The organism is Sphingosinithalassobacter sp. CS137 (assembly GCF_014334115.1).
GTDB lineage: Bacteria > Pseudomonadota > Alphaproteobacteria > Sphingomonadales > Sphingomonadaceae > Sphingomonas.
In genome coordinates, this window is record NZ_CP060494.1 from 419792 (window position 1) to 431647 (window position 11856).

Genomic DNA, 11856 nt, shown 5'->3' on the forward strand with positions numbered 1-11856 from the left:
ATTCGATGGCACGCTATGCCCCGCGGACCGCGTTGCAGACGCATGAGGTCACCAACCAGCCGCCCGAATTCGGCGGCCGCAACTTCTTCGCCACCGACGCTGCACTGCGCGAGGCGGCGCTACGCGAAGGCGGCGCCTGGCTGGAGGCGCCGCTCGCCGCACTTGGCGCCGCAGTGGGGTCCGAGCATGTGCTCGAACTGGGCGAGCTCGCCAACCGGCACCTGCCCGAACTGATCCGGTTCGACCGCTATGGCCGGCAGATCGACGAGGTTCGCTTCCACCCCGCCTATCACGAGCTGATGACGCTGGCGATGGAGCATGACATCCACGACATCGCCTGGCGGCGCGAGGGACCGGGCGGGCATGTCGCCCATGCCGCGATGCTGGCGCTGTTCACGCAGGCCGAAGCGGGCGTGATGTGCCCGATCAACATGACCTATGCCGCGGTGCCCGCGCTGCGCACCGACGCCGAGACCGCCGGGCCCTGGCTCGCCGCGCTGATCGGCGGCGAATATGACGCGCCGCTGGTGCCGATTCCGGGCAAGCGCGGCATCACGCTGGGCATGGCGATGACCGAGAAGCAGGGCGGCAGCGACGTGCGGGCGAACACGACGCGTGCCGAGCGCGACGGGCGCGGCTGGCGGCTGACCGGCCACAAGTGGTTCTGCTCGGCGCCGATGAGCGACGGCTTCCTGACGCTTGCCTACACCGACGCGGGGCTGAGCTGCTTCCTGGTGCCGCGGATCGCACCCGACGGCAGCCGCAACGCGATCCATGTGATGCGGCTGAAGGACAAGCTGGGCAACAAATCCAACGCCTCGTCCGAGATCGAATATCACGGCGCCCATGCCGAACTGCTCGGCGAGGAAGGCCGCGGCGTGCGGACGATCATCGACATGGTCCACCACACCCGGCTGGGCACGGTCGCCGGAACGCTGGGCATCATGCGGCGCGCGCTGGCCGAAGCGGTGCACCACGTCCGCCACCGGCGCGCGTTCCAGAAGACGCTGATCGACCAGCCGGCGATGACCGCGGTGATCGCCGATCTCGCAACCGAATATGAGGCGGCGGTGCTGCTGGTGATGCGGGTCGCCCGCGCGTTCGACGACGAGCCGGCGTTCGCCCGGCTGGGCGTAGCGGTCGCCAAATACTGGCTGACCAAGCGCTGCGCCAATTTCGTCTACGAGTGCATGGAATGCCTGGGCGGCGCGGGGTACGTCGAGGAGACGCCCCTGCCCCGCTATTATCGCGAGGCGCCGCTCAACGCGATCTGGGAAGGATCGGGCAACGTCATTGCGCTCGACATCCTGCGCACGCTGGCGAAGGAACCGGCGGCACTCGAGGCGTTCCGCACCGAGCTGGCGGCGGCAAGCGGCGGCGATGCGCGGTTCGACCGCGAAGTCGTCGCGCTCGCCGAGCGACTGGGCGAAGGCGCGCCCGCCGAGGCGGAGGCCCGCTTCGTCGCCGAGCGGCTGGCGCTGCTGCTCCAGGCGTCGCTGCTGATCCGGCACGCGCCGGCGGCGATAGCCGATGCGTTCGTCGCGACGCGCATCGCGGGCGGCGGCGGCCGCAGCTTCGGCACGCTGCCGAGCGGATGCGACACGCAGGCGATCGTCGCGCGGCAGTGAGTCGCGGCGTCGGCGGCGCTTCGCTTCGCGGTTTTCCCGCCGATCCTTTGCGAATCTTGCGCCGCCGCGATCTTAAGTTGCGCGGAGCCGCAAGCGGGGATCGACCGTGTCAAAGAGCCTGCCGAGGCTGGCAGATCGTCGGCGTGTAGGACAGCCATTTCCGCACGCCGCAACAAAGCCCCGCCCGGCCACGTTCCCCACGGACCCGCAGAAGAGGAGCAGATCGCACGATGGAGGACGCCATCCTCGAGGAAGCCGCGCCCGCCGGCAGCGGACGCCGCATGCAGGTCAATCCGCCGGTGTTCTTCATCTCGGCGGCACTGATCCTCGCCTTCGCGCTGGGCGGGGCGCTGTTCGCCGAACAGGCGGGCGTGCTGTTCGGCCGGATTCAGGCGCTGATCGTCGAGGATTTCGGCTGGTTCTACATCCTCGTCGTGGCGGGGTTCCTCGTCTTCGTCCTCTATCTGATGCTGAGCCGCTTCGGCGACGTGAAGCTGGGCCCGGACGAGAGCGAGCCGGACTATAGTTATCTCAGCTGGTTCGCGATGCTGTTCAGCGCAGGGATGGGCATCGGCCTCATCTTCTTCGGCGTCGCCGAGCCGGTGCAGCATTATGCCACGCCGCCGGTGGGAGAAGGCCGCACGCTCGATGCCGCGCGGCAGGCGATGATGCTCACTTTCTTCCATTGGGGGCTGCACGCCTGGGCGATCTATATCGTCGTCGGGCTGGCACTCGCCTATTTCGCCTTCCGCCGCGGGCTTCCGCTGGCGATCCGCTCGGCCCTCTATCCGCTGATCGGCAAGCGCATCCACGGCCCGATCGGCCATGCGATCGATATCTTCGCGGTGCTCGGCACGATGTTCGGCGTCGCGACGTCGCTCGGCCTCGGCGTGCTCCAGGTGAACGCGGGCTTCGGCTATCTGTTCGGCCTGCCGACCTCCACCTCGGTCCAGCTGATCCTGATCGCGGCGATCACCGGCATGGCCACGCTTTCGGTCGTCATGGGGCTCGACAAGGGCGTGAAGCGCCTTTCCGAGCTGAACATCGTGCTGGCGGTGGCGCTGCTCGCCTTCGTGCTGTTCGCCGGATCGACGGTGTTCCTGCTCCAGGCGTTCGTCCAGAACATCGGCACCTATCTGGGCGCGGTCGTGCAGCGGACCTTCCGCATGTACGCCTATGAGCCCAATCCCTGGCTGGGCGACTGGACGCTGTTCTACTGGGGCTGGTGGATCGCCTGGTCGCCGTTCGTCGGGATGTTCATTGCCCGCATCTCGCGCGGGCGAACGATCCGCGAATTCGTGATGGGCGTGCTGCTGGTGCCGGTCGCCTTCACCTTCCTGTGGATGACCGTGTTCGGCAACACGGCGATCGGGCTCGACCTTTCAGGCGCCGCGCCGATCGCGGCGACGGTGGCGGACAATCTGCCGATCGCGCTGTTCGAGACGCTGAGCGCGCTGCCGCTCGCGACGATCACGTCGGGGATCGCCACGCTGCTGGTCATCACCTTCTTCGTGACATCGGCCGATTCGGGCGCGCTGGTGATCGACATCATCACGTCGGGCGCAGCGGAGAATCCGCCGGTGTGGCAGCGGGTGTTCTGGGCCGTGACGGCCGGCGGCGTCGCGGCGGTGCTGCTGCTCGCGGGCGGGCTACAGGCGCTGCAGACGGCGGCGATCGCGAGCGCCCTGCCCTTCGCAGTGGTGATGGTGTTTATCGCCTACGGCCTGCTGCGCGCGCTCCAGATGGAAGGCAAGGCGAGCTCGATCGACATGGGCGTGGCCGAGGAAACCCCACCCGGACCGCATCTGAGCTGGCAGCAGCGGCTGGCGAGCATCACCAGCCACAACGACAAGAGCGACATCGCGGATTTCCTGACGGGCACGGTGCGGCCGGCGCTCGACGCCGTGGCGGCCGAGCTGCGGGCGGCGGGGCTGGAGCCGAACTTCACCGGGGACGGCGAGCATATCGACGTGACCGTGCCGCACGGCGAGCGCGGCGCATTCCGCTACACCGTGCGCGCGCGGGGCTTTCGCTCGCCGAGCTTCGCCTGGGCCGAAAGCCGCAAGGCCGAGGCGGGCGAGCGGCGCCATTTCCGGGCCATGGCGTCCTCTTCCGAAGGCGACCAGCCGCACGACGTGACCGGATTCAGCGGCGACCAGATCATCAACGATCTGCTCAACCGCTATGCCCGGTTCCGCCACACCCGGCGGATGGAATAGCGGGCAGCGCGCGGCCGGTCAGCCGAACGGCCGTTCGATCGACGGCGGCGGCTCGCTAAACCAGCGCGGGCCGGCTTCGGTCATGTAGAGGCAATCCTCGAGCCGGATGCCGAAGCGACCGGGCAGATAGAGGCCGGGTTCGTTCGAGAAGCACATCCCGGGCGCGAGCGGAGTCGTCTCGCCGCGCACGAAGTTCACCGGCTCGTGCCCCTCGAGCCCGATGCCGTGACCGGTGCGGTGCGAGAGGCCGGGCAGCGCATAGTCCGAGCCATAGCCGAGGCTTTGGTAATGGGCGCGCACGGCATCGTCGACGGCGCCGGCGGGGCGACCGATCCGAGCCGCATCGAACGCGATCTGCTGGCCCTGGCGGACATGGTTCCAGACCCGGCGCTGCTCGACGCTCGGATCGCCGAACACGAAGCTGCGCGAGACATCCGACTCATAGTCGTGCACCGAACAGCCGCAGTCCATGAGGACGACTTCGCCGGGGCGGACCTGCTGCGGCTGGCCCGACCCGTGCGGATAGGCCGAAGCCTCGCCGAGCAGGATCAGGTTGAATTCGACGCTGCCGCCGAGCCGGGCGGTGGCCGCGCTCATCAGCGCGCCGATGTCGCGCGGGCTCATCCCCGCCTCGATCCGCGGCCAGGTCCAGCGATAGGCGGCGACAGTAACGTCGGTAGCGGCCTGCATCAGCGCGATCTCGTGCGGCGACTTGAGCATGCGGCAGCCGCGGACGACCGGATTGCCGGACACGATTTCGGCACCCGGAAGCGCGCGGGCGAGCCCATCGACCGCGAAGTGGCGCACCGTCTCCTCGATTCCGACCGGCCGGTCCGCCAACCGCTTCTCGCGCAGCCAGCCGGCGACGACCGCGAGAGGATCCTCATGTTCCTGCCAGACGCGGACCTCGGCATCGATGCCGAGCGATTCGCGCACCGACGGCTCCTCGAAGAAGGGCGTGACGATCAGCGGATCGCCTTCGACCGGGAGCACGACCGCAGTGAGTCGTTCGCTGCGCCACCAGCGCACGCCGGTGAAGTAGATCATGCTGGCGCCGGGCTCGATCAGCACCGATCCGATGCCGTGCCGCCGCATCAGCGCCTGGGCACGGGCGATCCGCGCGCGCCGCTCGTCGGGGCCGATCGGCTGCACGCCGCCGGTGATGTCGGTCAGCTCGGCGGCATCCTGCATCGCCCAGGCGAAGCGCGGGGCGAGCAGCGGCGCGGCGGAGGCTGCCGCCAGCATCGCACGGCGCGACAGGCGCATCATGCGACCACCGGCTCGGCCGCTTCAGGGCCATCCTGTTCGCCGCGCGACACCACCGTGGCGAGAACCAGATCGCCCACCACGTTGAGCGTGGTCCGGCACATGTCGAGGAAGCGATCGACGCCGAGCACGAGGCCGATCCCTTCGGGCGGGACGCCGACCATGCCGAGGATCAGCGCGACCACCGGCAGCGAGCCGGCAGGAACGCCCGCCGTGCCGATGCCGCCGAGGATGCAGATCAGCATGACCGTGAGCTGCTGCAGGAAATCGAGCTCGACGCCGAAGAACTGGGCGAGGAACAGGACGGTGACGCCCTCGAACATCGCCGTGCCGTTCTGGTTGGCGGTGGCGCCGACAGTGAGCACGAAGCGGGCGACCTTGCGCGGCAGCTTGAGCTCCATGTCGGCGACGCGCAGCGCCGTAGGCAGCGTGGCGTTCGACGAGGCGGTGGAGAAGGCCATCACGCTGGCTTCCGAGGTCTGGCGGAAGAAGGCGATCGGGCTCTTGCGCGCGATCAGCACCAGCAGCAGCGGGAAGACGACGAACATCTGCGTGCCGAGCGCGAGCAGCACCACGCCGACATAGGCCGAAAGCCGGGCGATCAGTTCCCAGCCGAACAGTGCCGCCAGATTGAACATGAAGCAGAAGACCGCGAGCGGCGCCATCTTGATGACGATACCGATCAGCTTCATCGCGACGGTGAAAATGCCCTCGATCCCGCGCTGGAGCACCTGCACCTCGGGCCGGTTGCCGGCGATGAGGATGCCGATGCCGAAGAACAGCGCGAAGAACATCACCGCGAGAATGTCGTTCGCGGTCATCGCGGCGATCACGTTCGACGGGACGATCGAGAGCAGCGCGTCCATGCCGGTGGGTGTCGAGCCGGTGCGCTCGAGAATCGCGCTGGCGCCTGCCCCGGCTTCGTCGAGCATCGCCTGGACGACGGCGAGATCGGTGCCGTCGCCCGGACGCAGCCAGTTGACCCAGCCGATGCTGATGAGGACGGCGACCGAGGAGACGACGACGGTGAGCAGCAGCGTGCGCAGGCCGACGCGGCGGAGCGAGCGGACCTCGCCCATCTCCGCGATGCCGACGACGAGCGCCGAGAAGAGCAGCGGAATGACCAGCATGAACAACAGCCGCAGGAACAGCTGGCCGATCGGGCCGGTGACATAGGTGGTGACGAACGCCACCCAATCGGCACCCGCGGCGTAGAAATGGACGATCAGGCCGAGCGCCAGCCCGAGCGCGAAGCCGCCCAGCATCCACCATTGCAACCTGCTCTCGCGCTGATCCTCGCGCGGCGGCGTCGCTTCCATTCCAGTCCCCCCGGTTATGTCGTTCGCGTCACGCATAGGCATAGGGGCCGCCCTTGGCGAGAGCCGAGCGATAGGCCGGGCGGGCGTGGATCGTCTCGAGCCAGCGGGCGATGTGCGGGCGGCCCTCCGCGGCGCCGGCGCGCGCGACCGCCGCTTCGAGCGGGAAGCTCATCATCACGTCAGCGGCGGTGAATTCCTCGCCGGCGAACCAGGGGCGGCCGGCGAGCTCGGCTTCGATCCAGTCGAGATGGACGTCGATCATCGGCTGGATGCGCTTCTGCGCGCTCCTGCCGAAGAGCGGGATGCGGCCGAGCACCAGCTTGAGCAGCAGCGGCGGCATCAGCGAGCCTTCGGCATAATGGAGGAACTGGCGATAGCGCAGGACCGACTCGCGGTGCGAGGGCGGGCCGAGGCGGCCGTCGGCCTTCTCGACCAGATATTCGACGATCGCGCCGGTTTCGGCGACCACGCGCGGACCCGCGGCAGTGCTGGTGTCTTCGATCACCGGCGACTTGCCCAGCGGATGGACCTTGCGCAGCTCGGGCGGGGCCAGCATCGCCCTGGGGTCGCGCGCGTAGCGGACGACTTCATAGGGAAGCTCGAGCTCCTCGAGCATCCAGAGCACGCGCTGCGAACGCGAATTTTCGAGATGGTGGACGCGAATGGTCATCCGGGCTCTCCTGATCGGCGATAGCGCGCCTGCTTGAGCACGAAACGGCCGCCGCGTCGACCGGACGCGAAAAGACCCGGCGCAGGGAGTGCGCCGGGTCCTTCGACGGGAGAGGCTCCCATCGCCGTCGCGCCGCGCCGCCGAGGGCGGGCGACGGCGGCGTCTTCTACGCGATCAGAGATCGTCCTCGGCGTCGGGGCCGGTCATCATCTCCTCGGCGACCTGCTCGGTGCGGCCGCGGATCGCGGCCTCGAGCCGCTGACAGATCTCGGGATTTTCCTTGAGGAAGGTCTTGGCGTTCTCGCGTCCCTGGCCGATGCGGACACTGTCGTAGCTGAACCAGGCGCCCGCCTTCTCGACCAGCCCGGCCTTCACGCCCAGATCGAGGATCTCGCCGATCTTGGAAATGCCCTCGCCGTACATGATGTCGAATTCGACCTGCTTGAACGGCGGGGCGACCTTGTTCTTCACCACCTTCACGCGCGTCGAATTGCCGACGATGTCGTCGCGATCCTTGATCTGGCCGGTACGGCGGATGTCGAGACGGACCGAGGCGTAGAATTTGAGCGCGTTGCCGCCCGTCGTCGTCTCGGGGTTGCCGTACATCACGCCGATCTTCATGCGCAGCTGGTTGATGAAGATCACCATGCAGCGCGATCGGCTGATCGAGCCGGTGAGCTTGCGCAGCGACTGCGACATCAGCCGCGCCTGCAGGCCGACATGGCTGTCGCCCATCTCGCCTTCGATCTCGGCACGCGGGACGAGCGCGGCGACCGAATCGACCACCAGCACGTCGATCGCGTTCGAGCGGACGAGCGTGTCGGTGATCTCGAGCGCCTGCTCGCCGGTATCGGGCTGCGAGACGATCAGCTCGTCGATGTCGACGCCCAGCTTGCGGGCATAGACCGGATCGAGCGCATGCTCGGCGTCGACGAAGGCGGCGGTGCCGCCCATCCGCTGCGCCTCGGCGATGACGTGGAGCGCGAGCGTGGTCTTGCCCGAGCTTTCCGGCCCATAGACTTCGATCACGCGGCCGCGCGGCAGGCCGCCGACGCCGAGCGCGATGTCGAGCCCGAGCGAGCCGGTCGAGATCGCCTCGACCTGCATCGCCTCCTTCTGGCCGAGCTTCATCGCGCTGCCCTTGCCGAACGCGCGGTCGATCTGGGCGAGCGCCGCGTCGAGCGCCTTCTGGCGGTCGCCCGCCGCCTTGTCCGTGGATGCTGCCATCTTGCCGTCGATCACCTTGAGAGATGCCGCCATTTCGAAGCCCTCGCCGCTAGAGGATTGCCGTCACGCATTCAACGTGAATGGTGGCGTACACCAAATGTTCCAACGGAACAAGAGCGGAACTTTTCGCCACTCCCCTTCCCCGCCCCTGGCGGCTAGAAGCGCCCGGTGAGCATCATTGAACAGGACATACGCGACCTTCTGGCCGAACGCAGCGGGGTGGCGCGCGACCGGATCCGCGGCGATTCGCGGCTGCTGCAGGATCTGGGGCTGCACGGCGACGCGGCGGTGGGATTCTTCACTGCGGTCGCGGCGCGCCACCAGGTCGAGCTGACGGCGCTATGGAAGCGTTGGGACCGGCATTTCGGGCCGGAGCGGCTGCCGCTCGTCGCATGGCTGGCGTTCCTGCCGGCAGCGGTCGGCGGCGCACTCGCGGGCGACTGGCTCGGCGAAACGCTCTACCTGACACGCGACGGCACCCGCGTGCTCGCGATCGGACTGGCGATCGGCGCGGTGTGGCTGATCGCCCGGCTCGCACCGCGGCGCGGCCAGGCGCCGATCCGCGTCGACGAAGTGGTGGCGGCCGCCCGGCGCGGCCGCTGGTGAGGCGAGCGCCTCAGCCCAGTGAATCGAGCGCGGCCTCGACGCCTTCGAGCGTGAAGGGCTTGGAGAGCACCGGGCGATCCTTGTAGACCTCGACAATCGTGTCGTCCGATCCGCCGGTGGCGAGGACGAACGGGATCCCCGCCGCGGCCAGGGCATCGGCGACCGGCCAGCTCTTTTCGCCGCCGCGCAGATTCACGTCGAGAATCGCGGCATCGATATCGCCGGTCTCGATCCGGGGAATCGCAGTCTCGCAGCTGTCGGCCGTGCCCGCGACGCGGCGGCCGAGCAGATCGAGAAAATCCTCGAGCATCATCGAAATGAGCGGTTCGTCCTCGACGATCAGGACGCGCTGCGGCTCAGCCATGGAGCTTCGCCACGCCCGCGGCCGTCGAACGGCTCGCCCTCATTCCGCGCGCAGCACTTCGGTGCCCGGACCCACAAAGGCGCATTCGACACATACTCCCCCACTCGCCGCACACGCTACGGCAGTCCAGCCCATGCCAAAGACTTCATTTCGTTGCAAGAACGTCGCGCGCGGCCTCGGCGAGCTGCTGGACGGAAAAGGGCTTGGGGAGGAAGGCGATATTGTCGAGATCGATCGACTTGCGCAGCTGTTCCTCGGCATAGCCCGACATGAAGAGAATCGGGATATCCGGATAGCGCGCCCGCACGCGGCGCGCCATCGTCGGCCCGTCCATCGACGGCATCACCACGTCCGACACCAGCAGATCGGGCTTGTCGCACCGATCGAGCAGTTCGAGCGCGACTTCGCCGTTCTCCGCCGTCAGCACGGTATAGCCCTGGCGCGTGAGCGCACGCTCGGCCACCGCGCGGACCATATCCTCGTCCTCGACCACCAGCACCGTGCCGCTGCCCCAGAGATCGGCGGGCTTCTCCTTCGGCGCGGCGGGTGCCTTGCTCGCCTCCGCGGCGGCGTGGACGGGGAGATAGATGGTGAAGGCGGTCCCCTGCCCCGGCTCGCTTTCGGCGAAGATGAAACCTCCCGACTGCTTGATGATGCCATAGACGGTCGAGAGGCCGAGGCCGGTACCCTTGCCCACTTCCTTGGTCGTGAAGAAGGGCTCGAAGATCTTGGGCAGCACCTCGGGCGGAATACCCGTCCCCGTGTCCGAAATGCGCAGCGCGGTATAATCGGCGAGCGGAAGGACATCCTCCTCCATCTGGCGCACGTCGGCGGCGGTGACCGTCATCGTCTCGATCGTGAGCATGCCGCCACCGCTGGGATTCTTGGCGAGCATCGCGTCGCGCGCGTTGACGGCTAGGTTGACGACGACCTGTTCGAGCTGCCCCGGATCGGCGCGGACCGGACCGAGATTGCGGCCGTGCTTGACCTCGAGCCGGACGGTCTCGCCGAGCAGCCGCTTGAGCAGGTTCGAGACTTCGGAGATCACGTCGGGCAGCTGGAGCACCTGCGGCCGCAGCGTCTGCTGGCGCGAAAAGGCGAGCAGCTGGCGCGTCAGGCTGGCGGCGCGATTCGAATTGGCGCGGATCTGCTGAATGTCGTCATAGTCGCTGTCGCCGGGCGAATGGCGCATCAGCATCAGATCGCAATGGCCGATGATCGCGGTGAGGATGTTGTTGAAATCATGCGCGACGCCGCCGGCGAGCTGGCCCACCGCCTGCATCTTCGTCGCCTGCGCGACCTGGCGCTTGAGCTTGCCCTCCTCCCCCGAATCCTTGAGGCTGATGAGGACCGCCGCCTCGCCGAGCCCGCGCGCGGCGGCGATCGAGACGGCGACCGGCTCCTCGGGCGCATCGGCGAGGCGGATCGCCATGTCGGTCGCATGCGCGGCACCGCCGGCGAAGCGGCGGACCGCATCGGCGAGCGCGGCCTTGTCCTCGCGCACGACCAGATCGCCCGGATAGAGCGGCGGGGCAGCGGCATTGACGCGCGTCGCCCGCACGAAGGCGTCGTTCATATGGACGAAGCGGCCGTCGCGATCGACCAGCGCCATGCCGAGCGGAAGCAGCGAGATGAGCGAGCGGACATGCGCGCTGGCGCTGCCGCCGATCGCGGGCGAGTTCACTGCGCTCGTCTCTTCGTCGAGCAGCGCCACCAGCATCGGGGCGTCCTCGCCGTCGAGGAACGGAATCTGAAGCACGCGCAGCGGCGTACCGGTCGTCCCCTCGCGCTCGAAACGGACCTGCCCGCTGCTGTCGGTGATGAGGAAGCGCGTGAAATCGCGCCCCTCGATCGCGGCTTCCTCATGCCCCATCGCGCGCAGGCGCAGCACGCGGTTCGCGGCGCGCACCCGCCCCTCGGGCGAAACGAGCGCAGTCATCACTCCGGCCGAGGCGAGACGATCGCCGGTGTGGCCGGCAATGAGGGTCTGGACGGTCTGGGCGAGATCGACCGCCTGAACGCCGGCGAAGCGCCAGACGAGCATCTCGTCATTCACGCGCTCGACACTGGCGGTGACGCGCGCGCCGGAGACGTCGAGCGCGTCGGTGCGGCCGCTGCCGTCGCGCCAGGCGGCGCGACCCGCGGCGCCGAGCGCCGAAAGCGCGGCATCGCCGACGGGCAGGCTGGGCGGTGTGGGAAAGCCGCCGAACAGCGATTCGTAGCGGGCGTTGGCGCAGACCAGCCGGCCGGCGCGATCGGTGACGGCGAGCGCATCGTCGCTCGCCGCCGCGAGCGCGTGGGCGACGGCCCAGTCGACGACGGGCTCGGCTGCGGCATCGGACGCGAACAGCCGCCGGAACGTATAGAGCCCGCCGGCGATCAACAGTCCGGCGGCGACGAAGCCGACCGCGAGCGCACGATCGCCGATCGTCGTGAGGATCAGCCCGGCCGCCGCGATCCCCGCGACGAGCGCAGCGGCGAGCGGCAGCAGGGTGCGATTGCGAACGGGCTTGGAACCGGCGGGAAGCGTGGCCATGCCCCGTCCTGTGCCGGAGCC

At 68.7% G+C, this 11856-nt stretch carries 9 protein-coding genes; 3 read left to right on the forward strand and 6 right to left on the reverse strand.

Annotation, left to right across the window (positions count from 1 at the left end; all coding sequences use genetic code 11):
- The first annotated feature begins 5 nt into the window (after positions 1 to 5).
- Together H7V21_RS01985 and H7V21_RS01990 are read left to right on the forward strand one after the other, a co-directional pair.
- Positions 6 to 1628: an acyl-CoA dehydrogenase family protein gene (locus H7V21_RS01985; protein ID WP_188054971.1), complete on the forward strand. Its 1623-nt coding sequence runs from the start codon at positions 6 to 8 to the stop codon at positions 1626 to 1628.
- 230 nt (positions 1629 to 1858) lie between these two features.
- Complete coding sequence (locus tag H7V21_RS01990) at positions 1859 to 3847, forward strand: BCCT family transporter (RefSeq protein WP_262503961.1); 1989 nt, start codon at positions 1859 to 1861, stop codon at positions 3845 to 3847.
- 18 nt (positions 3848 to 3865) lie between these two features.
- Here the strand turns inward: H7V21_RS01990 and H7V21_RS01995 are convergent, their stop codons facing one another.
- The 4 genes from H7V21_RS01995 to recA all read right to left on the reverse strand — a co-directional run bounded on the left by H7V21_RS01995 (position 3866) and on the right by recA (position 8362).
- Positions 3866 to 5113 carry a M24 family metallopeptidase gene (locus H7V21_RS01995; RefSeq protein WP_410482679.1) on the reverse strand — a complete coding sequence of 416 codons (1248 nt, stop codon included), beginning with the start codon at positions 5111 to 5113 and terminating at the stop codon, positions 3866 to 3868.
- Positions 5113 to 6432: a dicarboxylate/amino acid:cation symporter gene (locus H7V21_RS02000; RefSeq protein ID WP_188054973.1), complete on the reverse strand. Its 1320-nt coding sequence runs from the start codon at positions 6430 to 6432 to the stop codon at positions 5113 to 5115. Before H7V21_RS02000 ends, H7V21_RS01995 begins: the two co-directional genes overlap by 1 nt.
- A 28-nt stretch (positions 6433 to 6460) precedes the next feature.
- The gene (locus H7V21_RS02005; protein WP_188054974.1) at positions 6461 to 7102 is read right to left on the reverse strand and encodes a glutathione S-transferase family protein; all 642 of its coding nucleotides are present in this window, start codon (positions 7100 to 7102) and stop codon (positions 6461 to 6463) included.
- Positions 7103 to 7276: 174 nt separating this feature from the next.
- Entirely contained in the window at positions 7277 to 8362 is a 1086-nt protein-coding gene (gene recA, locus H7V21_RS02010; RefSeq protein ID WP_188054975.1) for a recombinase RecA, read from the reverse strand.
- Positions 8363 to 8497: 135 nt separating this feature from the next.
- On the opposite strand from recA, the gene H7V21_RS02015 reads away from it, so the two are divergent.
- A complete protein-coding gene (locus tag H7V21_RS02015) occupies positions 8498 to 8935 on the forward strand; it encodes an acyl carrier protein (protein WP_188054976.1) in 438 nt (145 codons plus the stop codon).
- A gap of 10 nt (positions 8936 to 8945) precedes the next feature.
- On the opposite strand, the gene H7V21_RS02020 is transcribed toward H7V21_RS02015, so the two are convergent.
- Positions 8946 to 9299, reverse strand: a complete 354-nt coding sequence (locus H7V21_RS02020) for a response regulator (RefSeq protein ID WP_188054977.1) — start codon at positions 9297 to 9299, stop codon at positions 8946 to 8948.
- Positions 9300 to 9444: 145 nt separating this feature from the next.
- Entirely contained in the window at positions 9445 to 11835 is a 2391-nt protein-coding gene (locus tag H7V21_RS02025; protein ID WP_188054978.1) for a PAS domain-containing sensor histidine kinase, read from the reverse strand.
- Positions 11836 to 11856 lie beyond the last annotated feature (21 nt).

Coding starts and splice junctions, on each gene's coding strand:
- H7V21_RS01985 (WP_188054971.1), top strand. CDS start 6: ATGGCACGCTATGCCCCGCGGACCGCGTTGCAGACGCATGAGGTCACC.
- H7V21_RS01990 (WP_262503961.1), top strand. CDS start 1,859: ATGGAGGACGCCATCCTCGAGGAAGCCGCGCCCGCCGGCAGCGGACGC.
- H7V21_RS01995 (WP_410482679.1), bottom strand. CDS start 5,113: ATGCGCCTGTCGCGCCGTGCGATGCTGGCGGCAGCCTCCGCCGCGCCG.
- H7V21_RS02000 (WP_188054973.1), bottom strand. CDS start 6,432: ATGGAAGCGACGCCGCCGCGCGAGGATCAGCGCGAGAGCAGGTTGCAA.
- H7V21_RS02005 (WP_188054974.1), bottom strand. CDS start 7,102: ATGACCATTCGCGTCCACCATCTCGAAAATTCGCGTTCGCAGCGCGTG.
- recA (WP_188054975.1), bottom strand. CDS start 8,362: ATGGCGGCATCTCTCAAGGTGATCGACGGCAAGATGGCAGCATCCACG.
- H7V21_RS02020 (WP_188054977.1), bottom strand. CDS start 9,299: ATGGCTGAGCCGCAGCGCGTCCTGATCGTCGAGGACGAACCGCTCATT.
- H7V21_RS02025 (WP_188054978.1), bottom strand. CDS start 11,835: ATGGCCACGCTTCCCGCCGGTTCCAAGCCCGTTCGCAATCGCACCCTG.